This window comes from Paraburkholderia sp. GAS348 (assembly GCF_050434205.1).
In the GTDB taxonomy this organism is placed as follows: domain Bacteria; phylum Pseudomonadota; class Gammaproteobacteria; order Burkholderiales; family Burkholderiaceae; genus Paraburkholderia.
Window position 1 is genome coordinate 45,226 of sequence record NZ_JBNPVT010000004.1, and the last position, 21,259, is coordinate 66,484.

General features: G+C 63.9%; 19 protein-coding genes. 12 read left to right on the forward strand and 7 right to left on the reverse strand.

The window, feature by feature from the left end:
- Positions 1 to 22: 22 nt before the first annotated feature.
- The 4 genes from P3T22_RS08195 to P3T22_RS08210 form a co-directional block, all read right to left on the reverse strand.
- Positions 23 to 1,498, reverse strand: coding sequence for a tetratricopeptide repeat protein (locus P3T22_RS08195; RefSeq protein ID WP_063496742.1), 1,476 nt, complete (start codon positions 1,496 to 1,498; stop codon positions 23 to 25).
- Between the two features lie 47 nt (positions 1,499 to 1,545).
- The gene (gene aroC / locus P3T22_RS08200; protein ID WP_063496743.1) at positions 1,546 to 2,646 is read right to left on the reverse strand and encodes a chorismate synthase; all 1,101 of its coding nucleotides are present in this window, start codon (positions 2,644 to 2,646) and stop codon (positions 1,546 to 1,548) included.
- A 240-nt stretch (positions 2,647 to 2,886) separates the two neighbouring features.
- Positions 2,887 to 4,824, reverse strand: a complete 1,938-nt coding sequence (locus tag P3T22_RS08205) for an MFS transporter (protein ID WP_429324731.1) — start codon at positions 4,822 to 4,824, stop codon at positions 2,887 to 2,889.
- 144 nt (positions 4,825 to 4,968) lie between these two features.
- The gene (locus P3T22_RS08210) at positions 4,969 to 5,433 is read right to left on the reverse strand and encodes a CBS domain-containing protein (RefSeq protein WP_063496745.1); all 465 of its coding nucleotides are present in this window, start codon (positions 5,431 to 5,433) and stop codon (positions 4,969 to 4,971) included.
- 239 nt (positions 5,434 to 5,672) lie between these two features.
- Between P3T22_RS08210 and P3T22_RS08215 the strand changes: the two genes are divergently transcribed.
- The 3 genes from P3T22_RS08215 to P3T22_RS08225 all read left to right on the forward strand — a co-directional run bounded on the left by P3T22_RS08215 (position 5,673) and on the right by P3T22_RS08225 (position 8,526).
- Positions 5,673 to 7,175 (forward strand): O-acetylhomoserine aminocarboxypropyltransferase, encoded by a 1,503-nt coding sequence (locus P3T22_RS08215; protein ID WP_429324732.1) that lies wholly within the window; start codon positions 5,673 to 5,675, stop codon positions 7,173 to 7,175.
- Positions 7,172 to 8,005 (forward strand): alpha/beta fold hydrolase, encoded by an 834-nt coding sequence (locus tag P3T22_RS08220; protein WP_429324733.1) that lies wholly within the window; start codon positions 7,172 to 7,174, stop codon positions 8,003 to 8,005. The genes P3T22_RS08215 and P3T22_RS08220 overlap by 4 nt, the downstream gene beginning before the upstream one ends.
- Positions 8,006 to 8,205: 200 nt before the next feature.
- Positions 8,206 to 8,526: an Mpo1-like protein gene (locus tag P3T22_RS08225; RefSeq protein ID WP_063496747.1), complete on the forward strand. Its 321-nt coding sequence runs from the start codon at positions 8,206 to 8,208 to the stop codon at positions 8,524 to 8,526.
- A gap of 78 nt (positions 8,527 to 8,604) precedes the next feature.
- Here the strand turns inward: P3T22_RS08225 and P3T22_RS08230 are convergent, their stop codons facing one another.
- Positions 8,605 to 9,918, reverse strand: a complete 1,314-nt coding sequence (locus P3T22_RS08230; RefSeq protein ID WP_181448424.1) for a YihY family inner membrane protein — start codon at positions 9,916 to 9,918, stop codon at positions 8,605 to 8,607.
- Positions 9,919 to 10,055: 137 nt separating this feature from the next.
- Here P3T22_RS08230 and wrbA point away from each other — a divergent pair, with 137 nt between their 5' ends.
- The 5 genes from wrbA (at position 10,056) to P3T22_RS08255 (ending at position 14,595) form a co-directional block, all read left to right on the forward strand.
- Positions 10,056 to 10,658: an NAD(P)H:quinone oxidoreductase gene (gene wrbA, locus P3T22_RS08235; protein ID WP_429324734.1), complete on the forward strand. Its 603-nt coding sequence runs from the start codon at positions 10,056 to 10,058 to the stop codon at positions 10,656 to 10,658.
- A 182-nt stretch (positions 10,659 to 10,840) separates the two neighbouring features.
- A complete protein-coding gene (locus P3T22_RS08240; protein WP_420488478.1) occupies positions 10,841 to 11,266 on the forward strand; it encodes a DUF2069 domain-containing protein in 426 nt (141 codons plus the stop codon).
- Positions 11,267 to 11,352: 86 nt separating this feature from the next.
- Positions 11,353 to 12,771, forward strand: coding sequence for an FAD-binding oxidoreductase (locus P3T22_RS08245; protein ID WP_063496749.1), 1,419 nt, complete (start codon positions 11,353 to 11,355; stop codon positions 12,769 to 12,771).
- 51 nt (positions 12,772 to 12,822) lie between these two features.
- A complete protein-coding gene (locus tag P3T22_RS08250; RefSeq protein ID WP_429324735.1) occupies positions 12,823 to 13,629 on the forward strand; it encodes a metallophosphoesterase in 807 nt (268 codons plus the stop codon).
- Between the two features lie 246 nt (positions 13,630 to 13,875).
- Positions 13,876 to 14,595 (forward strand): SOS response-associated peptidase, encoded by a 720-nt coding sequence (locus P3T22_RS08255; protein ID WP_429324736.1) that lies wholly within the window; start codon positions 13,876 to 13,878, stop codon positions 14,593 to 14,595.
- Between the two features lie 139 nt (positions 14,596 to 14,734).
- Here P3T22_RS08255 and P3T22_RS08260 read toward each other — a convergent pair whose 3' ends face one another.
- Complete coding sequence (locus P3T22_RS08260) at positions 14,735 to 14,893, reverse strand: hypothetical protein (RefSeq protein WP_181448376.1); 159 nt, start codon at positions 14,891 to 14,893, stop codon at positions 14,735 to 14,737.
- Between the two features lie 219 nt (positions 14,894 to 15,112).
- Positions 15,113 to 16,051 carry a LysR family transcriptional regulator gene (locus P3T22_RS08265; protein ID WP_063496752.1) on the reverse strand — a complete coding sequence of 313 codons (939 nt, stop codon included), beginning with the start codon at positions 16,049 to 16,051 and terminating at the stop codon, positions 15,113 to 15,115.
- A gap of 310 nt (positions 16,052 to 16,361) precedes the next feature.
- On the opposite strand from P3T22_RS08265, the gene P3T22_RS08270 reads away from it, so the two are divergent.
- The 4 genes from P3T22_RS08270 to P3T22_RS08285 are packed head-to-tail and all read left to right on the forward strand — an operon-like array spanning position 16,362 to position 21,219.
- Complete coding sequence (locus P3T22_RS08270; RefSeq protein WP_429324737.1) at positions 16,362 to 17,933, forward strand: efflux transporter outer membrane subunit; 1,572 nt, start codon at positions 16,362 to 16,364, stop codon at positions 17,931 to 17,933.
- Between the two features lie 11 nt (positions 17,934 to 17,944).
- Complete coding sequence (locus P3T22_RS08275; RefSeq protein WP_429324738.1) at positions 17,945 to 20,155, forward strand: FUSC family protein; 2,211 nt, start codon at positions 17,945 to 17,947, stop codon at positions 20,153 to 20,155.
- Positions 20,145 to 20,345: a DUF1656 domain-containing protein gene (locus P3T22_RS08280; RefSeq protein WP_063496755.1), complete on the forward strand. Its 201-nt coding sequence runs from the start codon at positions 20,145 to 20,147 to the stop codon at positions 20,343 to 20,345. The genes P3T22_RS08275 and P3T22_RS08280 overlap by 11 nt, the downstream gene beginning before the upstream one ends.
- Positions 20,346 to 20,358: 13 nt before the next feature.
- Positions 20,359 to 21,219 (forward strand): efflux RND transporter periplasmic adaptor subunit, encoded by an 861-nt coding sequence (locus tag P3T22_RS08285; protein WP_063496756.1) that lies wholly within the window; start codon positions 20,359 to 20,361, stop codon positions 21,217 to 21,219.
- Positions 21,220 to 21,259: the final 40 nt, after the last annotated feature.

Here is a 21,259-nt window from a genome sequence, read left to right on the forward strand (position 1 = left end):
ACGTCGCCGCGAAGCAAAAAGCTCAAACGCCCCGCATCAGTTCAATCCGCTCTCGCACCTTGGCCAGCACCGGCGCCCACGCACCAATCTCAGGCTGCCGAAAGAGCTCAATAGCGTCATACCAGTCCGTGGTGCGCGATTCATCGCCCCAAAACCATGCCGACACATGATCGATCATCAAACACGTCGGCACGCCGAGCGCTCCCGCCAGATGCGCCGGTCCGCTATCAATCGTGACGACCAGATCCAGATTCGCCAGCAACGCAGCGACGTCGTCGAATCCGGACTGAAAATGATGGGTCAAGTCGACTATATCGAGACGCTGTGCCCGCCACTGCGCGACCGTCTCGCTGCGCCCGGGCGACACCGCAAACCAGGTAACGCCGGGCACGCTCAATAGCGGCTCGAGTTGCTCGACGGGCACCGACCGCCGCCTATCGCGGATATGGTCAGGATTGCCGTTCCACACCAGACCGACTTTGCGATTACCCGGCTTGCCGGCCGTGTGCGCCTGGACCCGCTCGCGCCACGCCTGCACACGCGCGGGCTCAGCGCCCAGATACGGCGCGCCCCACCCTTTTGCATCGAAGACGCCAAGCCGCAGCGGCAAGCTCATCAACCCGCAATGGAAATCAGGCCGCGTTTCAAGGTTCGTTTCGAGCGGCAAGTCGGCCGGCAGCATTCGTTCGAATAGATGCCGCAAGGGCCCGTCGTGACCGAAAATCACCCGGCCGCCTTCGCGTCGCGCCCGCTCGGCCAGCAGCGGCAGAAAGCGCACCGCCCACAGGCAGTCGCCGTTGCCTTGCTCGCCATACACGATCAGCGTTTTGCCTTCCAGCGATTCGCCCTGCCAATGCGCGCTGATCGCAGCAAGCGCATGCTGCGCGTTATTCAAATCGTCGCCGAACGCGACACGTGACTCGTAATGCGCCCAGCCTTCGGTGAAACGTGCCGTGCGGATTTCGAGCTCCGACAGATCGAACAGCGCATGCGCGTTATTCGGCGACAAAGCAAGCACCTGCCTGAGCAAGGCTTCCGCTTCCTGGAAACGTGCCTGCTCCTTGATGCACAACGCGAGCTTGTGAAGCGCCACCGGATTACCGGGCACGACACGCACCGCTTCGCGCAGCAGCCGCTCCGCCGTGTCGAAGTCGTTGCGTTGTTGCACGGCAGCGGCGCGCCAGATCAGCGCGTTGGCGTCTTCGGTGTTCCGTTCGAGAAGCAGCGTAGTAGCGGAGTCGACGAGTGCCCAGTCGCGCACGACGAACGCCGTCTGCGCAATCGTGTGAAGCAGTGTGGGTTCGCAAGAGGGATCAAGCTGATAGGCGCGCACGAGCGCTGCAAGCGCTTCGCGCTGGGCAGCTTTGCCGCGGCCAGCGTGCTGCAGCAGCGTTTGTCCGAAGGCGAGGCAGTCGGCCGCGCCGGCATGCGGGGCGGCGGCACGCGCTCGCAGGTTCGCGACTTGGCTATCTGCCGGCTCGATATTCAAATCGGTCATTGATATGATGTTGCGCGCACAGTACGAAGACACTCAGAGCGCGTTCTTTACGGCGCGCTCGCCGCGATCTTCGGCGTGCTCACAGCGACATCGCCGCATTGCGCACGGTGGCGCAGCGCGTGGTCGATCAGCACCAGCGCAAGCATGGATTCGGCGATCGGCGTGGCACGGATGCCGACGCACGGGTCATGGCGCCCGAACGTTTCGACGATGGCCGGCTGCCCTGCCTTGTCGATCGAGCGGCGCGGCGTGCGAATGCTCGAAGTCGGCTTGATCGCGATCGACACCGTGATGTCCTGCCCGGTCGAAATACCGCCGAGCACGCCGCCCGCGTGATTGCCGACGAAGCCCTCCGGCGTCAATTCGTCGCCGTGCACCGAGCCGCGCTGCGCGACGCTGGCAAAGCCCGCGCCGATCTCGACGCCCTTCACCGCATTGATGCCCATCATGGCGTGCGCAATGTCCGCGTCGAGGCGGTCGAACAGCGGCTCGCCAAGCCCGACCGGCACGCCCGAAGCCACGACGTTGATACGCGCGCCGATCGAGTCGCCGTCTTTGCGCAACGCGTCCATGTAGTTTTCGAGTTCCGGCACGATCCCGGCATTCGGCACGAAGAACGGGTTCTCACGCACGTGCACCCAGTCGACGAACGGTACGTCGATCTCGCCTAGCGCCGCCATGTAGCCGCGGATCTCGGTACCGAATTTTTCGCGCAGCCATTTCTTCGCTACCGCGCCGGCCGCCACCGTAGGTGCAGTCAGACGGGCCGACGAACGGCCACCACCGCGATAATCGCGAATGCCGTATTTCTGCCAGTAGGTGTAGTCGGCGTGACCGGGCCGGAAGGTGTCCGCAATATTGCCGTAGTCCTTGCTGCGCTGGTCTGTATTGCGGATCAGCAGCGCGATCGGTGCGCCGGTGGTCTGGCCTTCGAACACGCCCGACAGGATCTCGACCTTGTCTTCTTCCTGACGCTGCGTAACGTGGCGCGACGTGCCCGGCTTGCGGCGGTCGAGTTCGAACTGGATATCGGCTTCGCCAAGCGCCATGCCGGGCGGGCAGCCGTCGATCACGCAGCCGATAGCGGGGCCGTGCGATTCGCCGAAGGTCGTGACAGTGAAAAGCGTACCGAGCGTGTTGCCGGACATGGGCGTCGTCCAAAGAAATGCGGGGAAGCCGCCATTATGCCAGCCCTCAAGGGGCTCGAACCGCAGCGCGCGCCGGTCTATGCCTTCCGGACAAGTCTCTGGCGGTAGCAGGGCCGCAGGTGGAAGCGCAGGAATTCCTGCCGCAACGGGACACAAACCACAAACCGGCACACAACCGCGAATTCCGTGACGCCGCAGCTTGCGCTCCGCCCCCCGTCGGCAAACCGTTATCCGGCCGCTCTACTTCCGCGCTCCGCGCAACTCGGAGACGATCTGCTGCAGCACTTCCGGCGTCGCCTCGACCGGATCGATCGGTTCACCCACCGCCAGCGTCAGCCGGCTCATCACGCCCTTCTGGATCGGTCGCGGCCAGCGCGCGTCGTTGGCACGCGAAAACACGCTGCCCCACAGTCCGCGCAGCGCCATCGGTATCACCGGCGCCGGCGCGCGACGGATGATCTCGGTTACGCCGTGGCGGAATGGATTCATTTCGCCGGTCTTTGTCAGCTTGCCTTCCGGGAAGATACAGACCAGATCGCCCTCGGCGAGCGCCTCGGCGCAGCGCTCATAGGCGCGCGCCAGCAGCGCCAGATCCTGATGGGCGGGCGCGATCGGAATCGCCTTCGCATGGCGGAACACCCAGCCGGCGAACGGCGACTCGAAGATCTGATGGTCCATCACGAAGCGGATCGGCCGCGGACTCTCGGCCATGATGACGATCGCATCGACGAAGCTCACGTGGTTGCACACCAGCACGGCCGCGCCCTCTTCCGGAATCCGTTCGGCATGAACCAGACGAATCCGGTAGAACGTATGCACCAGCGCCCAGGCGATAAAGCGCAGCAAAAACTCGGGGACGAGCGAATAGATGTACGTCGCGACGACAATGTTCAGCAGCGCCGTGACGAGGAAAATCGCCGGAATGCTGAAGCCCGCCGCTGTCAGCGCCATCGCCATCAACGCCGAGACGATCATGAACAGCGAATTCAGAATATTGTTCGCTGCGATGATGCGCGCACGATGGCTCGGCTGGCTGCGGCTCTGGATCAGCGCATAGAGCGGCACGCTATAGAGGCCGCCGAACATGGCCAGCAGAAACAGATCGGCCAGCACGCGCCAATGGGCGGGCCGCACGAGGAATTCGCCGACGCTCAGGAGATGCCCGGCAGCTGGCAGCGCATGGCTCGCGAAGAATAGATCGATCGCGAACACGCTCATGCCGATCGAGCCGAGCGGCACGAGGCCGATTTCGACGCGCCGCTTCGAGAGCTTTTCGCACAGCAGCGAGCCGATGCCGATGCCGATCGAGAACGTGCCGAGCAGCACGGTTACGACGTCCGGATCGGCGGACAGCACGTTTTTCGCGAAGCTGAAAAAGGAAGACAGAAAGGTCGCGCCCACGAACCACAGCCAGGAAATCCCCAGCAGGCTCAGAAACACCGTCCGGTTTTCGCGCGCGAGCTTCAGATTGCGCCACGTCTCGCTGACCGGATTCCAGTTGATGCGCAGATCGGGCTGCGGCGCCGCCGTGACAGGCACGAAGTTCGACACCAGCCGCCCCACCAGCGCAATCCCGACACATGCGCAGGCCAGCACCACGGCGCCATGCTCGACGAAACCCGCACCCACACCGCCGACGATCGTGCCGATCAGGATCGCGACGAAGGTGCCCATCTCGACCATCCCGTTACCGCCGACCAGTTCCGACTTCGACAGATGCTGCGGCAGGTACGAATACTTGACCGGTCCGAACACGGTCGAATGGACGCCCATCAGAAACGTGCACAGATACAGCAGAGGCGCGCTATGCAGCCAGAACCCCGCGCCGCCGATCAGCATCACGACGATTTCGAAACTTTTGACGAAACGCGTGAGCGTCGCCTTGTCGTACTTGTCCGCGATCTGGCCGGAGGTGGCCGACAGCAGCACGAACGGCAGAATGAAGATCGCCGAGATCAGGAACGCCGCCGTCTTCGGATCGACACCGGAAAAGCGCGCCGCCTGATACGTGACAAGCGACGTGAAGCCGATCTTGAACACGTTGTCGTTCATCGCGCCGAGGAACTGGGTCCAGAAAAACGGCGCGAAACGGCGCTGGCCGAGCAGGCGGAACTGCGACTCATGCGCCTCGTGAGGGCGGGCGGCACGGCGGGCAGCAGGCAACGGACGATCGCTCATGAAGTTCGGGAACGGGCTAAAAGAGCAACAAATGGGAAAGGTCCGGGCGCAAAAAAAGCGCACGCTTTCGCGCGCGCCTTGACCGCATCTTCGCACTCACGGCAACGGCGCGAGCGCCGCGGTGAGCCACCGCGCGTTAGCTAGTTAGCGCGGCGACGGTTGCTGGTCTTGCGGTTCTTCCGGCCAATCGCGGATGTAAGCCTTGAGCATGCGGTTTTCGAAGCCCTGCTCTTCGACCACCGCCTTCGCGACGTCGTAGAACGAGATCACGCCCATCAGCCTGCGGCTTTCCAGCACCGGCAAATAGCGCACATGATGCTCGAGCATCATGCGGCGAACCTCGTTGACATCCGTTTCGGGCGTACAGGTGAGCGGATGGTCGTCCATCAACTTGCGGATCGTGGAGGTACCGAGGCTGCCGCCGTGCTTGCTCAAGGTCAGAATAATTTCGCGAAACGTCAGCATGCCGACGAGGTCGCCATATTCCATCACGACCAGCGAGCCGATATCGTGTTCGGCCATGGTATTGACTGCGTCGTGCAGCGTTGTATCTGGCGTGACCGTGAAAAGGGTGTTGCCTTTGACTTTAAGAATGTCGCTGACTCGCATGATATGTCTCCGTGATACCCGCTAAGCTGATAGTGTCCAATTGACTTTCGATCCTAGCGGAAAGGCCCATAAAAGGAAAGCGGCCCGCCCACCAAGGCGCAACGGGCGTTTGCAAGGTCGGCCCGGCGCCATCCTGACCGTGCGCATCGGGAAAACCGCGCTTGAAGCGATCCATGCCGGTGATAGGATGGCCGCCACTTTCACCTTTCGCGAGGCCGTCCGTGGCCTCGCCGCCCAGGATGTCCGCCAACCGTTTCGATACGCTTGCGCTGCACGCCGGCGCAGCGCCCGACCCAAGCACCGGCGCGCGCGCCACGCCGATTTACCAGACTACCTCGTTTTCGTTCCGCGACTCGGACCACGCCGCAGCGCTCTTCAATATGGAACGCGCCGGCCACGTCTATTCGCGCATCTCGAATCCGACCGTGGCCGTGTTCGAGGAGCGCGTTGCCGCGCTTGAAAACGGCGCAGGCGCGATCGGCACGGCCAGCGGCCAGGCAGCACTGCATCTGGCGATCGCCACCTTGATGGGTGCCGGCTCCCATATCGTCGCCTCCAGCGCGCTGTACGGCGGCTCGCACAACCTGCTGCACTACACGCTGCGGCGCTTCGGTATCGAGACGACCTTCGTCAAACCGGGCGATCCTGACGCGTGGCGCGCCGCGCTGCGCCCCAACACACGCCTGCTGTTCGGCGAGACGCTTGGCAACCCCGGGCTCGACGTGCTCGACATCGCCGCGGTGGCACAGCTCGCACATGAGCACCGCGTGCCGCTGCTGGTCGATTCGACCTTCACTACGCCCTATCTGCTCAAGCCATTCGAGCATGGCGCCGACTTCGTCTATCACTCGGCGACCAAATTCCTCGGCGGCCACGGCACCACGATCGGCGGCGTACTCGTGGACGGCGGCACGTTCGACTTCAACGCATCCGGTCGTTTCCCCGAATTTACCGAGCCGTACGAGGGCTTTCACGGCATGATATTCGCCGAGGAAAGCACAGTCGCACCGTTCCTCCTGCGCGCGCGCCGCGAGGGCTTGCGCGACTTCGGCGCGTGCCTGCATCCCCAGGCCGCCTGGCAACTGCTGCAAGGCATCGAGACGCTGCCGCTACGCATGGAACGGCACGTCGCGAATACGCGCAAGGTGGTCGAATTCCTGTGCGCGCACCCTGCCGTCGAAGCCGTCGCCTACCCGGAGCTGCCATCGCATCCGGACCATGCGCTTGCCAAGCGTCTGCTGCCACGCGGCGCCGGCGCGGTGTTCAGCTTCAATCTGCGCGGTGACCGCGCCGCCGGACGCAGCTTTATTGAAGCGCTTTCGCTGTTCTCGCATCTCGCGAACGTCGGCGACGCGCGCTCGCTGGTCATCCATCCCGCATCGACGACGCACTTCCGCATGGACGCCGCCGCGCTCGCCGCAGCCGGCATCGCCGAAGGCACGATCCGCCTGTCGATCGGCCTTGAAGACCCCGACGATCTGATCGACGACCTCAAGCGCGCGCTGAAAGCCGCGCAGAAAGCGGGTGGGACGACCGCGCCTGAGAGTGGATCATCCGGTCCATCCAGCACGGCAAAAAACATCCATTCCAGCTGGTCCGCTGCTTCAGCCCAAAGCAGCCCCTCCAGTTCATCCGCAGCTTCGGCCCAAGACATCCGCTCCAGTTCATCCGCCGCGCCAACTCAAGGCAACCCATCCGACCCGCCCGCCGATGCGGCCAAACCCCGCCCGGAGTCCGCATGATCGTCACCGTTCAAGGCAAGCCCGCCTACGCCTACACCGGCGGCAAACCATTCGACGCCAGCCTGCCGACCGCCGTGTTCATCCACGGCGCCGAGCATGACCATAGCGTGTGGGCATTGCAAACGCGTTACTTCGCGCATCACGGCTTTGGCGTCCTGGCGGTCGACCTGCCCGGACACTGCCGCAGCGCCGGCCCGGCGCTCACCACCGTGACAGCAATGGCCGACTGGCTGGCAGCCCTGCTTGACGCCGCCGGCGTACAGCGCGCATTCGTGGCCGGCCACAGCATGGGCTCGCTGATCGCACTCGACTTCGCCGGCCGCTATCCGCAGCGCGTGACGCACCTGGCGCTGCTCGCCACCGCCGTGCCGATGGTCGTCTCCGACACCTTGCTCGACGCCGCCCTGCATCGCGAGCCCGATGCAATCGGTATGGTCAATCAATGGTCGCATTCGACGCTCGCCGCCAAGCCGTCGTGCCCCGGCCCAGGCTTCTGGCTGCACGGCATGAACCAGCGGCTGATGGAGCGTGTCTCGGCGAGCGGCGAGCCTGACCTGTTCCACACCGACTTCACCGCCTGCAATGGCTATGCGGACGGCCTCGCACGCGCCGCTGAGGTGCGTTGCCCGACGCGATTGATCGTGGGCCGGCGCGATGCGATGACGCCGCCGCGCGCGGCCAAAGCGCTCGCCGACGCGCTCTCTCAAGCCGGCGTACCGGTCGGCACGGTCATGCTCGAAGCCGGCCATGCCTTGATGACCGAGCAGCCCGATGCCACGCTCGACGCGCTGTTCAGCTTCGCCTCGAAGGCCGCCAGCGCCGTTCAATAGTTGCTGCGAGTCGTCACGATAGCCGCCCAGGCAGACGCGCGCCATCGGCCGAATGGCCAGGTTGCGCGCCTGCCCCGATAGCCGCACAATGGGTCAAGCCTGTCCTGTTTCGAGCGCGTTCCGAGCAATGTCAGCGCACGGCGAAGCAACCTGGGAGCGACGGGCACGGAATCGAGTAGCGTCGACATTCGGAGGCCGTGATGGCTCAAACCGCGCACACCGATCACTTCGCGAGTTTCGCGGAGTTCTATCCGTACTACCTGAGCGAGCATCGCAACACGGTATCGCGGCGGCTGCATTTCGTAGGGTCGCTCGGCGTGATAGGTTGCCTCGCCATGGCGCTCGCCACCGGCGACTGGCTATGGCTGCCGGCTGCCGTCATCTGCGGATATGGCTTTGCCTGGGTCGGGCATTTCTTCTTCGAGAAAAACCGGCCGGCTACCTTCCGGCATCCGCTTTATAGCCTGATGGGCGACTGGGCGATGTTCAAGGACATTTGCGTGGGGAAGATTTCGCTGTAGGTTTGCTGCCGCCTCAGGCGGCCTGCTCATGCAGCTTGCTCATGCAGCTTGCTCATGCGGCCTGCTCATGCGGCCTGCTCATGCAGCCTGATGCGGCATTGAAGACGTGCCCTGTTCGCTCTCCAGGGCGCGCGCTGCCCGCGCGGCGGCACGCGCCGCCAGCAGCGTAGCAAGCGTCACTTTCAGCTTGTCGTTTTCCAGCGCCGCCAGAAGCGTCTGGCCATCCACACGCGTAGAGTTCAGTTCAAGCTGATATTCGAGTTCCGCGCGGTCGATCACGAACAGACTGAACAAACGTTCGACCGTGATCTGCGCCGGATTGGCCAGCAGCAGGAAGTGCGCACGCGTGTCGTCGTCCTGCAAGCGCGCGATCCACTCGATCTCTTCAAGCTTTTGCAGCAGCTTGATCGTGGTATCCATCTCGCGGCGAAGCATTCGCGAGAGTTCCGGCACCGTGTAGCCGCGCTTGCCCGCATCGCGCGCTTCGGAGAGCCGCGCGAGGAGTTCGAGCGAATCGAACAGATCGCTGCCCTCGAAAGTCGGCCGGTGAAACTGGCCGATGCGGATCGCCGGCAACGCCGACGCGATCATCGCGCCGGCCAGCGCGATGAACCAGCATAGGTACATCCACACCAGGAATAGCGGCACAGCGGCAAATGCACCGTACACCGTCGTGTAGGTGGGAATCCGGCGCACGTAATAGCCAAAGCCCCGCTTGGCGAGTTCGAAGGCGATCGCAGCAGTAATTCCGCCAATCACCGCATCACGCCACTCCACCCGGCAGTTCGGCAGAAACACGTAAAGCATTGTGAAGGCGAGCGCCGTCAATGGCAGCGCGGCGCCGGTCAGCGCCCAGTCGATCACCGAAGGAATATGCTGGACGGCCGTAAACGCCATGGACCGCGTGAACAGATAGGAAGAAGTCGACAGGCTCACGCCGATCAGAATCGGGCCAAGCGTGATGATCGCCCAGTAGACCAGGATGCGCTGCGCGATCGGCCGCGCCTTGCGCACCCGCCAGATCACGTTGAAAGCGGATTCCACGGTCATCATCGTCATCACGGCGGTGACAAACAGAAAAATCATGCCGATGGTCGTGAGGCTCTTGGCCTTCGACGCGAACTGATTCAGATAATCGAAAATCTGACTGTTGAGCTGCGCGGGCATCAGATGGTCGGCCAAGAAAATCTGCAGCGACATCTGAAACGAGCTGAATAGCGGAAAGGCGGTGAACAGCGCAAACGCGACCGTGGCGAGCGGCACGAGCGCGAGCATGGTCGTGAACGTGAGGCTGCCGGCCACCTGTGGAATGCGGTCTTCGCTACTGCGCTTCGCCGCAAACTGCGCGAGCCGTTTGAGCGTGTCGAGATCGAAACGCACCCTGGACAACAAACCCACCTCCGTACCTCCTGCTTCATAAAACGGTGGTTCAGGACCTTGCGCGAGGCCTGGCCGAATGGCTATGAATGGCTATGGATGGCCTGTGCAGCGGACCCACCCCCTATAATACCCGTTCACCGATGAGGCCTATGAAAGACATTCTCGTGCTCTATTACAGCCGTCACGGCGCCACGCGCGAGCTTGCGCTGGCGATCGCGCACGGCATCGACAGCGTCCCCGGTATGCAGGCGCGCGTGCGCACCGTGCCGGCGGTGTCCGCCGTCTGCGAAGCGACCCAGCCGGATATTCCCGCTGAAGGGCCGCCCTACGTCGAACTGCGCGACCTCGAAGAATGCGCCGGTCTCGCACTCGGTTCGCCGACCCGCTTCGGCAACATGGCCGCGTCGCTGAAATATTTTCTCGACGGCACCACGCCGCAATGGCTTTCGGGCGCGCTGTCCGGCAAACCAGCCTGCGTGTTTACGTCCACCGGCAGCTTGCACGGCGGCCAGGAGTCGACGCTGCTGTCCATGATGCTGCCGCTTTTGCATCACGGCATGCTGATCGTCGGCATTCCGTACACCGAGAGCGCGCTCTCCACCACGCAAACCGGCGGCACGCCCTACGGCGCGTCGCATTTCGCTCGCGCGGGCACGGCCGAACAGGGCATCTCTGCCGACGAGAAAACGCTTGCGATCGCCCTCGGCGCACGCGTTGCCCGCACGGCGGCGTCCATGAGCGAACGGCCGTGAGCGAGCCGAATGCACGCGCGCAGTCGAGCGAACCCGGTGCGCAAATGGCAGGGAGCGAGGCAGACGCACAACGCGGATATAGCAATCCAAACGCCGACCCACGCGTCGGTAGCCGCACTCATCAGCAAGTCGGCACGTCATCCGCAGACACCGGCACAACCGCGTCCATGCCCGCGCTTGCCATGCAGGTTCAGCCCAAACCTTCTGCTGCATTCGGCGCCGCCGCCGCCCTGCTCGCGCTAATCGTCTTATCCGTCGCGTGGGAATGGTGGCTCGCGCCGCTGCGTCCGGGCGGCTCGGCGCTGGTGCTCAAAGCCGTGCCGCTACTGCTCGCCCTGCCCGGCGTGTGGGGGCACCGGCTTTATACGCTGCAATGGGCGTCGATGCTGATCCTCCTGTATTTTGCCGAGGGCATCGTCCGCGGCTGGAGCGACCGCGGCCTGAGCGCCCGCCTCGGCTGGCTCGAGGTCATCCTCGCCGTAGTCTTCTTCGTCTGCACGCTCGTGTATGTCGCACCGTTCAAGCGCGCGGCAAAACGGGCAGCGAAGCAGGCAGCAAAGGAGAACGCACAGCAGAACGCCGGATATGCCGAGGGAGGCACACGCTGAGAACAGCGCTTCTCGCGTCGTTTCTCGCGTCGCTTCCCGCACCACTTCCCGCGTAACCTATCCGCCAAACATCCTGACCGACCAACATGACCCAAGCCGCTTTCCTCGCCGCTTGCCGCGGCGCCATCGGCGCCGCCCAAGTGCTCACCGATCCGCACGATACCGCTCCCTACCTCACCGACTGGCGCCGCCGCTATACTGGCTCGGCCTGCGCGGTGCTCTGCCCGGCCACGCCTGACGAAGTCGCGGCACTCGTCAAACTCGCCGTCGAGCATCGCATCGCACTGGTGCCGCAAGGGGGCAACACCGGTCTGGCCGGCGGCGCCACGCCGGATGCAAGCGGCGCGCAGGCGGTTATCAGCCTGCGGCGTCTGAACCGCGTACGCGACATCGATCCGCACAACAACACGATCACCGTCGAAGCCGGCGTGATCCTCGCCGAAGTGCAAAAGCAGGCCGAAGAAGCCGGCCGCCTGCTCCCCCTGAGCCTCGCCGCCGAAGGCAGCTGCACGATCGGCGGCAATCTCGCCACCAATGCGGGCGGCACCGGCGTACTGCGCTACGGCAACACGCGCGAGCTGTGCCTGGGCCTCGAAGTGGTCACCCCGCAAGGCGAACTGTGGGACGGCCTGCGCGGATTGCGCAAGGACAACACCGGCTACGATCTGCGCGACCTGTTCATCGGCGCGGAAGGCACGCTCGGCATCATCACCGCTGCTGTGCTCAAGCTGCATCCGCAACCGGCCGCGCGCGTCACGGCGCTCGCCGCGCTCGCGTCGCCGCATGCGGCGCTCGATTTTCTGTCGCTCACGCAACGCTTCGCCGGGCCGCTTCTGACCGGCTTCGAACTGATGTCGGATTTCTGCGTGCGGCTCGTGGGCCGGCATTTCGAACAGATGCGCTATCCGTTCGCCGAACCGCATGCGCAAGTCGTGCTACTGGAACTGTCAGACAGCGAGAGCGAGGAGCACGCGCGCGGACTGTTCGAGCGTCTGATGGAAACCGCGCTCGAAGAAGGCCTGGTCGAAGACGCGGTGGTCGCGGCAAACCTCACACAGTCGCGGGCATTCTGGAATCTGCGCGAACACATCCCGCTCGCCCAGGCTGAGGAAGGCCTGAACATCAAGCACGATATCGCGGTGCCGATTTCGCGCATTGGCCATTTCATCGAGGAAACCGACGCGGCGATCGCGCAAGCCGTGCCGGGCGCGCGCATGGTCACGTTCGGCCATCTCGGCGACGGCAACCTGCACTACAACGTGCAGGCGCCCGAAGGCGTCGACGCGAAGGCGTTCCTCAAGAACTGGGAAAGCCCGATCAATCAGATCGTCTACGACAGCGTGCATCGGCATCGCGGCAGCATTAGCGCGGAACACGGCCTCGGCCAGTTGAAGATCGACGAGGCGATGCATTACAAGCAGGACGTCGAGGTGCAGTTGATGCGCGCCGTCAAACGCGCGCTCGACCCACTGAACCTGATGAATCCGGGCAAGGTGCTACGCTAGGGTTTGAAGCCTTCGCCGTTTGGTGCGGGGCCCATTGCAGGAGTCGTTGTCGTGAAGATTCGAGTGCTGTCCGATCTGCATCTGGAGAACGACGAGCCCGAGCTGATCCCGCATGCGCAGGCGGATCTGATCGTGCTGGCCGGCGACATCCACAATCACGCGGCCGGCCCCCGCTGGGCCGCGCAAACCTTCGACGGCGCCGTGCCGGTGGTCTACGTGCCCGGCAATCACGAGTACTACGACGGCGAATTCGGCGCGCTCGAAACCGCCCTCTACGACGCAGCCGCGCAAGTCGACAACGTGCATGTGCTAAACAATGCCGCGCTGGTCGACCCGCAAGGCCGCTGGCGCGTGCTCGGCACCACCTTGTGGACCGACTTCGCGTTATACGGCGCGGATCCCGACACGCTTGCCGAGTCCATTGGCGCGGCGCGCCGGGTGATGCTCGACTTCCGCGGCCTGATCCAGATGAACTGGCCGCACGACACCCAGGACTCGCCGCGCGACTTCACCCCTGACGATTCCATCGCGTTGCACCGCCGGGCCCGCGCCTGGCTCGAAAGCGAACTCGCGAGGCCGTTCGACGGCAAGACGATCGTCGTCACGCATCATGCGCCGCATCGGCTGAGTCTGGCCGAGCGCTATGCGGAAGACCTCGTGTCGGCCGGTTTCGTCAATCATTTGCCGGAACTGGTGCGCTCGCCCGTTGCACTGTGGATTCACGGGCATACGCATACGCCGTTCGATTACACCGTGAACGGCACGCGCGTGATCTGCAATCCACGCGGCTATCTCGACCGGCGCACCCGTCGGCTGGAGAATCCGCAGTTCGCGTGGGATAAGGTCGTCGAGATATAGCGTCGGCTTGGGGCCGATCTGGGTAGCGCGGCCGGGCGCCACGCACTACGCTGTGGTTGTCGTTGGGTTCGGGGCGTGCCGACGCATTGGCATTGGCATTGGCATTGGCATTGGCATTGGCATTGGCATTGGCATTGGCATTGGCGTTGGCGTTGGCGTTGGCGTTGGCACATCGGCGCCGCACCCAATCACCCGGATAGCTCAATCGGTGAAACCCGACAGCCCGGTGATCTCCGGAGGTCGCTCATGTGTGGTCGAATCAGCCAGTACCGCGATCCGCATCTGTACGCACAGCAGCTCGGCCTCACCGACCCGCTTATGCTGTTCGACGCCGCCGACCGCCGCCCCGGCTACAACCTCGCGCCGGGGACCCACCCGCTGGCCATTTACCCGGACCAAACGCTGCACGCGATCCACTGGGGTTATTGCCCGGATTGGGCACGCGAGCAGCATCTGCCGCAAACGATCAACGCGCGCGCCGAAACCGCGCCGCATACGCGCTACTTCAAAGACCTGTGGAAAACTGGACGGGTATTGGTGCCGGCGGACGGCTGGTTCGAATGGCGCATGGAAGCGGCGCCCGGAACATCAAACGGGGACAACATGGGAGAAGCCGGCGCAACGGTCCGCCAGCCCTACTACGTGCATCTGAAAAGCGACGTACCGATGTACCTTGCGGCCTTATCGAGCGTACGTGGCACCGAACCGCAAACTGAAGGCATGGGATTGGTGATCGTGACGGCCATCGCAGATGCGGGCCTGATCGACGTGCACAGTCGACGCCCGCTGGTGTTCGCGCCGGAGGCGGCGCGCCGCTGGCTGGACCCGGCGCTGCAGTTCGGCGAGCTCGAGCAGCTAGCACGCAGCACCTGCCTACCCGCCGCGCGCTTTCGCTGGCACCGGGTGGGCCCGGAGGTAGACCGCACGCTCAAAGACGAACCAGGTCTGATCGAAGCGCTGCACTGAGCGCGCGGCGCGCCAATCGCAGCTGACCGGCAGCCGCACCGTAACGGCGCGGTATCGCGGAAAACATATTTAAAAAATGCAACATCCAGCTCGATCGCCGCGCGCCCGGCAACCCGGCGTGCTGGCGCATTTCAGAGCCTCAGCAATCGCGCCGTTGTGCCTGCGAATCAGGACGCTCGACCTTGATCGGCACCAGTTGCGGCTGCTGGTCGCGCAGGCGGCGCAGCAGATCGCGCGATGCGGCGATTCCGATCAGTCCCAGCATGACGGCCACGCCGATCATCAGATGCGTATCCATGAATTCCTCGTCCTTCAATTGTTGCGGTTGTTGCGGTTTGCCGAACGGCGGCTAATTGAACGCGTCCGGCTGAATGCGGCAGCGCATGGACCACACGTTAGCAAATCGACCGCGGCGTAGAAGTAAGGAAATGTTGCGGCGCGGCACTTGTGTAACAGGCTGTCCCGCCACCTCGGCCTGGAATCGTCGACCATGGTCAACCGCCCGCGCGGCGCGGCTTCAGCTGCGCGCGAACTGGCGCAACTCCTCTTGATCGACGGCCAGCGTGGCGGGCAGTTCGTCGCGCAGGAATTCGACCCAGGTGCGAATTTTCGCGTCCAGATACTGCCGGGACGGATACAACGCGTACAGATTCATTTCCTGCGATGTGTATGCCGGCAACAGCCACACGAGGTCGCCGCTACGCAGACCACTAATCGCCGAATAGATCGGCATCAGTCCGACCCCCATGCCGTTGGACACCGCCACCCCCATGGCTTCGGCGACGTTCACCTGGAAGGTGGCCGGGCCAAGGGCGACGGTTTCCTCGCCGTTCGGGCCGTCGAAGGTCCATTTGTCGGGCGGGAACACCGGTGTGACCAATTGCAGGCAAGTGTGGTGCGCGAGGTCCGCGGGCGTTTGCGGCACACCGTGCCGCTCCAGATAAGCCGGCGACGCGCACGCGATGCTGAACGCGCTGCCCAGCCGCTGCGACACCAGCCCCGAATCCGGCAGGCCGGTCGCCAGCGTCAGCGATACGTCGAAACCCTCGTCGAGCAGATCGGGCATGCGCTGCGCGAGCGTCAGTTCGATATGCACGTCCGGATAGCGCTCCTGATAGCGGCCCGCCGCCGGCACCACATAGTGCTGGCCGAAGCTCGTCATCGCGTGGACCTTGAGCTTGCCGGATGGACGCGCGTGGGCGTCGCTGGCCTCCGCTTCCGCCTGATCCACGTACGCAAGGATCTGCTCGCAGCGCTGCAGATAGCGCTCACCCGCCTCAGTCAACGCGATACGGCGCGTGGTGCGGTTCAAAAGACGCGTGCGCAGGTGCGCTTCCAGGTCGGAAACTGCGCGCGACGCGTACGCCGTGGTCGTGTTCAGATGCTGCGCGGCACCCGTGAAGCTGCCCGCTTCGACGACGCGGACAAATACGCGCATGTTTTGAAGCGTATCCATACTTTTCCCTGTCGATCCGGAGTTAGTGCGTCAGCTGTCGGCCAGGGTTCGCGTGTCGGCTGGAGTTAGCGCTTTAGCGCTTACTCCAGCCCCATAGGGCGTTACTCTGGTCCCATGCAAAGCACTTACTCCGGTCCTATACAACATAGTTGCGATAAAGTTGCTCGAAATCGGTAGCGATTGTTACACGATTCGCAAAGGCGATTGTCTCATATTGCGTAAAAATCCCTTGCATTTTTACCAGTTATTCCCCAATCAATCAAAAAATATAATGACGCACATGCTTCTATAGCCATTTTTGGAGGAAATCGTGCAGTCTCCGGTACAGAAAGGGATCGCCGCAGCCGCGGTTCTCACGATCCTATTAACAATCGCAGGTTGTGCCAGTACCGGAGGCATCGCGCCGCAGGACCGCGGAATCGAGCCCTCCTCGCTCGATGCAGGCAACGCCATCCGGGCCGCCAACGCGGACGCCAAATGGCCGGCCACCGACTGGTGGCGCGCGTATAACGATCCGCAGCTCAATGAGTGGGTCGAAGCCGCGCAGGCGGGCAATCCGAGTCTCGCTGCCGCCCAGGCGCGCGTACGCGAAGCCATGTCGATGGCGGGCGTCGCCCGTTCGGCGCTCTCGCCGCAAGTGAACGGCAGCCTGTCGATCCAGCGTCAGAAATGGGCCGACAACGTCTTTTACGGCCCAGGCCCGCTCGCGGGCGAGCAGTCGTGGAACAACACCGGCACGCTGGATCTGTCGTACAACCTCGACCTCTGGGGCAAGGACAAGAACGCCGCCGAACGCGCGCTCGACGCCGCCCATGCGAGCGCGGCGGACTTCCGCGCGGCCCAGCTCGAACTGGAAGGCAACGTGGTGCGCACGTACATCGAGCTGTCGATGAACTACGCGCTGCTCGATATCGCCAAATCCACGCTGCAGCAGCAGCAGCAGATCGTCGACCTGGCGAACCGGCGTCTGAAAGGCGGCATCGGCACGCAGCTCGATGTGAGCCAGGCCGAAACGCCGGTACCGGAATACGAGCGCCAGATCGATGCGATCGAGGAAAAGATCGCCCTCGGCCGCAATCAGATGGCCGCGCTGGCCGGCAAGGGTCCGGGCGCGGGCGACGCGATTCAGCGTCCGACGCTCTCGCTCGACAACGCACCCGCCGCTCTGCCAGGCGCGCTGCCCGCGGATCTGATCGGCCATCGGCCGGACGTGGTCGCGGCGCGCTGGACGGTCGCGGCGCAAGCGCGCGGCATCGACGTCGCCAAGGCTGACTTCTATCCGGACATCAACCTGCTGGCGTCGATCGGCGGATATGCCGCAATGGGGCCGCTGTTCCAGTTCCTGAAGAACCCGTCGCATAGCTGGAGCGCGGGTCCGGCGCTGTCGCTGCCGATCCTGGACGGCGGACGTCTGCGCTCGCAACTCGGCGCGGCGTCGGCAGGCTACGACGAGGCGGTCGATCGCTATAACCAGTCGATCGTCGGCGCGCTGAAGGACATCTCCGATCAGGTGATCCGGATCCGTTCACTCGCAACCCAGGCGCAAGACGCCGACCGTTCGGTCGCAGCAGCTCGCAAGAACTACGATCTGGCGCGCGAAGGGTATCGGCGCGGTTTGACCGACTATCTGAATGTCCTGATCGCGCAAAACCAGTTGTTGCACGCACAGGAAGGCGTCGCGAAGATTCAGGCCGAGCGCCTCGGTGCGCATGCGTCGCTGGTCACGGCTTTGGGCGGTGGACTCGACGAGCCGGCCAATGGTCCGAAGGCGAACGAGACGTTGCCGGCGCATGGGAAGGGCAACGCCTCGGCAGCCAGTTCGACCGCCGCGGCGAGCCCGAGCCACCCTTCCGTCAACGTCAACGCCAGCTCGGCTGAATAAGGAAGCCGATCATGTCAGCCGCCCCCTCTCCCGGCTCGCGCCCGACATCGTTCGCCGCGCTCTACGCGGCCGCCGCCGACTGGGCGCGCACCGACGGCCTCACGTGGGTCTATCTGTTCAAAGCGCTCGCCGCCTGCTTTCTGGCGCTCGGCATCGCGATGAAACTCGACCTGCCGCAGCCGCGCACCGCGATGACCACCGTGTTCATCGTGATGCAGCCGCGAAGCGGGATGGTGTTCGCCAAGAGCTTCTACCGGATCTGCGGCACGCTGGTCGGCCTCGTCGTGATGCTGGCGTTGATCGGCCTGTTCGCGCAGCAGCCGGAACTGTTCATCGCCACGACCGCGATCTGGGTCGGCATCTGCACCGCGGGTGCCGCGCGCAATCGCAACTTCAAATCGTACGGATTCGTACTGGCCGGCTACACCGCCGCGCTGATCGGCATTCCCGCTTCACAGCATCCAGATGGCGCGTTTCTGAGCGCGCTTACGCGGGTGGCGGAAGTGGTGGTCGGCATCATCAGCGCGGGCGCCGTCAGCGGGCTGGTGTTTCCGCAGTTTGCCGGCTTGCTGATGCGCAGCACCGTGCGCGCGCGTTTCTCTGCGTTCGTCGAGTATGTGTCGGCCTCTTTGGCAGGCCGCAACGACCGCGCGCGGATCGAAGCAACCAACGCGGGCTTTGTCGCCGACATCGTCGGTTTCGAAGCGGCGCGCAGTGCCGCCGTGTTCGAAGGCCCCGATTCGCGGATGCGCAGCGGCCGTCTGGCGCGTCTGAACAGCGAGTTCATGGCCGCCTCGACGCGCTTTCACGCGTTGCATCAGCTGATGAACCGGCTGCGCGATACGAACACGAGCGGCGCGACCGTCGCGGTCGACGCACTGGAGCCGTACTTCAAGGAAATCGCCCCCCTGCTCGCGAAATCAGGCGAACCGGTGTTGAGCGCCGCGGATGCCACCCACTCCGCCGCGCAACTCGACGCGTACAAAGCGGAGCTGCCCAAGCGGGTGGGCGCGACACGCGCCGCACTGGAAACGCAGCCGGACGCACCGCTGCTCGACTTCGACACGGGTGCTGAACTGCTGCGCCGCTTCATCGACGATCTGCACGCGTACGTGGCCACCTATGCGTCGCTTGCCGTCGACACGCACGAACGCGAGCGCTGGATCGAGCGCTACGAACCGAAGACGAACGCGATCGCCGCGGGCGTCGCCGGCCTGCGCGCGGCGATCGTCATGATGGCGCTCGGCGCATTCTGGATCGCGACCGCGTGGCCGAGCGGCTCGACCCTGACGTTGGCTGCCGCGGCGGTATGCGCGCTAGCGTCGTCGTCGCCGAATCCGAAGCGCACGGCGTTCCAGATGGCGGGCGGCACGCTGGTTGCCGCGGTGATGGGCATGATCGTGGTGTACGGCGTGTATCCGCACATCGACGGCTTTCCGCTGCTGTGCGCCGCGCTCACGCCGTTCCTGCTGCTCGGCGTGTTCATGACGACGCGCCCAGCGCTGGCCGGCTACGGCGTCGGCTACTGCATCTTCTTCTGTTTTCTGGCCGGCCCGGACAACGTGATTCATTACGATCCGAGCGGCACCATTAACGACGCGCTTGCGCTGGTGCTGTCGATGCTGGCGTGCGTGATTGCCTTTGCCGTGCTGCTGCCGCCTTCGACGCCGTGGCTGCGCAACCGCATGCTGGCGGACCTGCGCCGCCAGGTGGCGCTAGCGAGCCGTGCGGGCATGCGCCGGGTGCGTTCACGCTTCGAGAGCGGCACGCGCGATCTGATGTTCCAGATCAACGCGCTCGCGCAGCACGAACCCGAGCTCAAGCGCGACACCCTGCGCTGGCTCTTTTCGGTGCTCGAAGTGGGCAATGCAATGATTGACTTGCGCCGCGAACTGGCGGCGCTGCCCGCCGACGCGCGCTACGCGAAGTCGATGCCGTGGCGCGTCAGATTGCGTGCGATGCGCGATGCGGTGACCGCGCTATTCGAACGGCCGCGTGCGGACCGCTTCGACCGCTCGCTCGCCGCCACCACCGATGCGATTGCCGCAGTTCAACTGATGCTGGCCACCTTCACGCCACCACGCGAGGAGCGGCATCGGCTGCAACGCATTCTGAGTCAACTGCATTTCATTCGTACCGCGCTGCTCGATCCGCAATCGCCGCTTGAACCGCTAATGAGCGGACGTGCCGACGCGTCTGAAGGAGTTCGTCATGCCACGTGATATCGCCGTTTTCGACGCCTACGTGCCGGCCATCGTGCTGCTGTTTATCGCGGGCGCCGCGCTTACCTGGGTGTTGGACCGCGTGATTGCCTATACAGGCTTGTATCGCGTGGTGTGGCATCCGTCATTGTTCAGGGCCAGCTTGCTCGTCTGCGTGTGCGGCGTGCTCGGTCTCGCCGTTTATCGTTGATCAGAGTCGAAACATGACCATCCGAAATATTGTGGGCTTCGTCGCGACAGCCATTATTTTTATCGTCGCGATTTTGATTGGGCGCGTGTTGTGGGTTCATTACATGGATGAGCCGTGGACTCGCGATGGGCGCGTGCGTGCTGAGATTGTGAATGTGGCGCCGGATGTTTCAGGCGCGGTTGTGGATTTGCCTGTTAAGGACAATCAACTGGTGAAGAAGGGGGATCTGTTGATGCAGATCGATCCGTCGCACTATGCGATTGCTGTTGAGCAGGCACAAGCTGCTGTCGCTGCGCGTAAGGCCGAGTTGCAGATGAAGCGGGATGATGCGCAGCGGCGTGCGGATATGGACGCGTTGGTTGTGTCTACGGAGAGTCGTGAGAATGCGACTCACACGGCTTCTGCTGCTGAGGCTTCTTATCAACAGGCGTTGGCTGCGCTCGATGCCGCCAAGCTGAATCTCGAGCGGACCCGGGTTGTCGCGCCGGTTGACGGGTATGTCACCAATCTGAATGTATTTCAGGGCGATTACGCTATTGCTGGGTCTGCCAAGCTGGCGATTGTCGATAGCCACTCGTTCTGGGTCTATGGGTATTTTGAGGAGACCAAGCTGCCTCATGTTCGCGTCGGCGATAAGGCCGAAGTCCGGTTGATGAGCGGCGGCACGCTGCAAGGGCATGTCGAGAGCATCTCTCGAGGGATCTATGATCGGGATAATCCTGAAAGCCGGGAGCTGCTGGCCGATGTGAATCCGACTTTCAACTGGGTTCGGTTGGCGCAGCGCGTGCCGGTGCGGGTGAAGATCGATTCCGTGCCTGACGGTGTTGTGCTTGCCGCTGGCATTACCTGTACCGTTGTTGTTAAGCCAAGCTGAGCGGTTTGCCTTCGCGGCGCACGTTGTCTGTGCGCCTGTG

What these genes read in the sequence shown, in the direction of transcription:
- P3T22_RS08195 (WP_063496742.1), bottom strand. Translation starts at nt 1,498, where the DNA reads ATGACCGATTTGAATATCGAGCCGGCAGATAGCCAAGTCGCGAACCTG.
- aroC (WP_063496743.1), bottom strand. Translation starts at nt 2,646, where the DNA reads ATGTCCGGCAACACGCTCGGTACGCTTTTCACTGTCACGACCTTCGGC.
- P3T22_RS08205 (WP_429324731.1), bottom strand. Translation starts at nt 4,824, where the DNA reads ATGAGCGATCGTCCGTTGCCTGCTGCCCGCCGTGCCGCCCGCCCTCAC.
- P3T22_RS08210 (WP_063496745.1), bottom strand. Translation starts at nt 5,433, where the DNA reads ATGCGAGTCAGCGACATTCTTAAAGTCAAAGGCAACACCCTTTTCACG.
- P3T22_RS08215 (WP_429324732.1), top strand. Translation starts at nt 5,673, where the DNA reads ATGTCCGCCAACCGTTTCGATACGCTTGCGCTGCACGCCGGCGCAGCG.
- P3T22_RS08220 (WP_429324733.1), top strand. Translation starts at nt 7,172, where the DNA reads ATGATCGTCACCGTTCAAGGCAAGCCCGCCTACGCCTACACCGGCGGC.
- P3T22_RS08225 (WP_063496747.1), top strand. Translation starts at nt 8,206, where the DNA reads ATGGCTCAAACCGCGCACACCGATCACTTCGCGAGTTTCGCGGAGTTC.
- wrbA (WP_429324734.1), top strand. Translation starts at nt 10,056, where the DNA reads ATGAAAGACATTCTCGTGCTCTATTACAGCCGTCACGGCGCCACGCGC.
- P3T22_RS08240 (WP_420488478.1), top strand. Translation starts at nt 10,841, where the DNA reads ATGCAGGTTCAGCCCAAACCTTCTGCTGCATTCGGCGCCGCCGCCGCC.
- P3T22_RS08245 (WP_063496749.1), top strand. Translation starts at nt 11,353, where the DNA reads ATGACCCAAGCCGCTTTCCTCGCCGCTTGCCGCGGCGCCATCGGCGCC.
- P3T22_RS08255 (WP_429324736.1), top strand. Translation starts at nt 13,876, where the DNA reads ATGTGTGGTCGAATCAGCCAGTACCGCGATCCGCATCTGTACGCACAG.
- P3T22_RS08260 (WP_181448376.1), bottom strand. Translation starts at nt 14,893, where the DNA reads ATGGATACGCATCTGATGATCGGCGTGGCCGTCATGCTGGGACTGATC.
- P3T22_RS08265 (WP_063496752.1), bottom strand. Translation starts at nt 16,051, where the DNA reads ATGGATACGCTTCAAAACATGCGCGTATTTGTCCGCGTCGTCGAAGCG.
- P3T22_RS08275 (WP_429324738.1), top strand. Translation starts at nt 17,945, where the DNA reads ATGTCAGCCGCCCCCTCTCCCGGCTCGCGCCCGACATCGTTCGCCGCG.
- P3T22_RS08280 (WP_063496755.1), top strand. Translation starts at nt 20,145, where the DNA reads ATGCCACGTGATATCGCCGTTTTCGACGCCTACGTGCCGGCCATCGTG.
- P3T22_RS08285 (WP_063496756.1), top strand. Translation starts at nt 20,359, where the DNA reads ATGACCATCCGAAATATTGTGGGCTTCGTCGCGACAGCCATTATTTTT.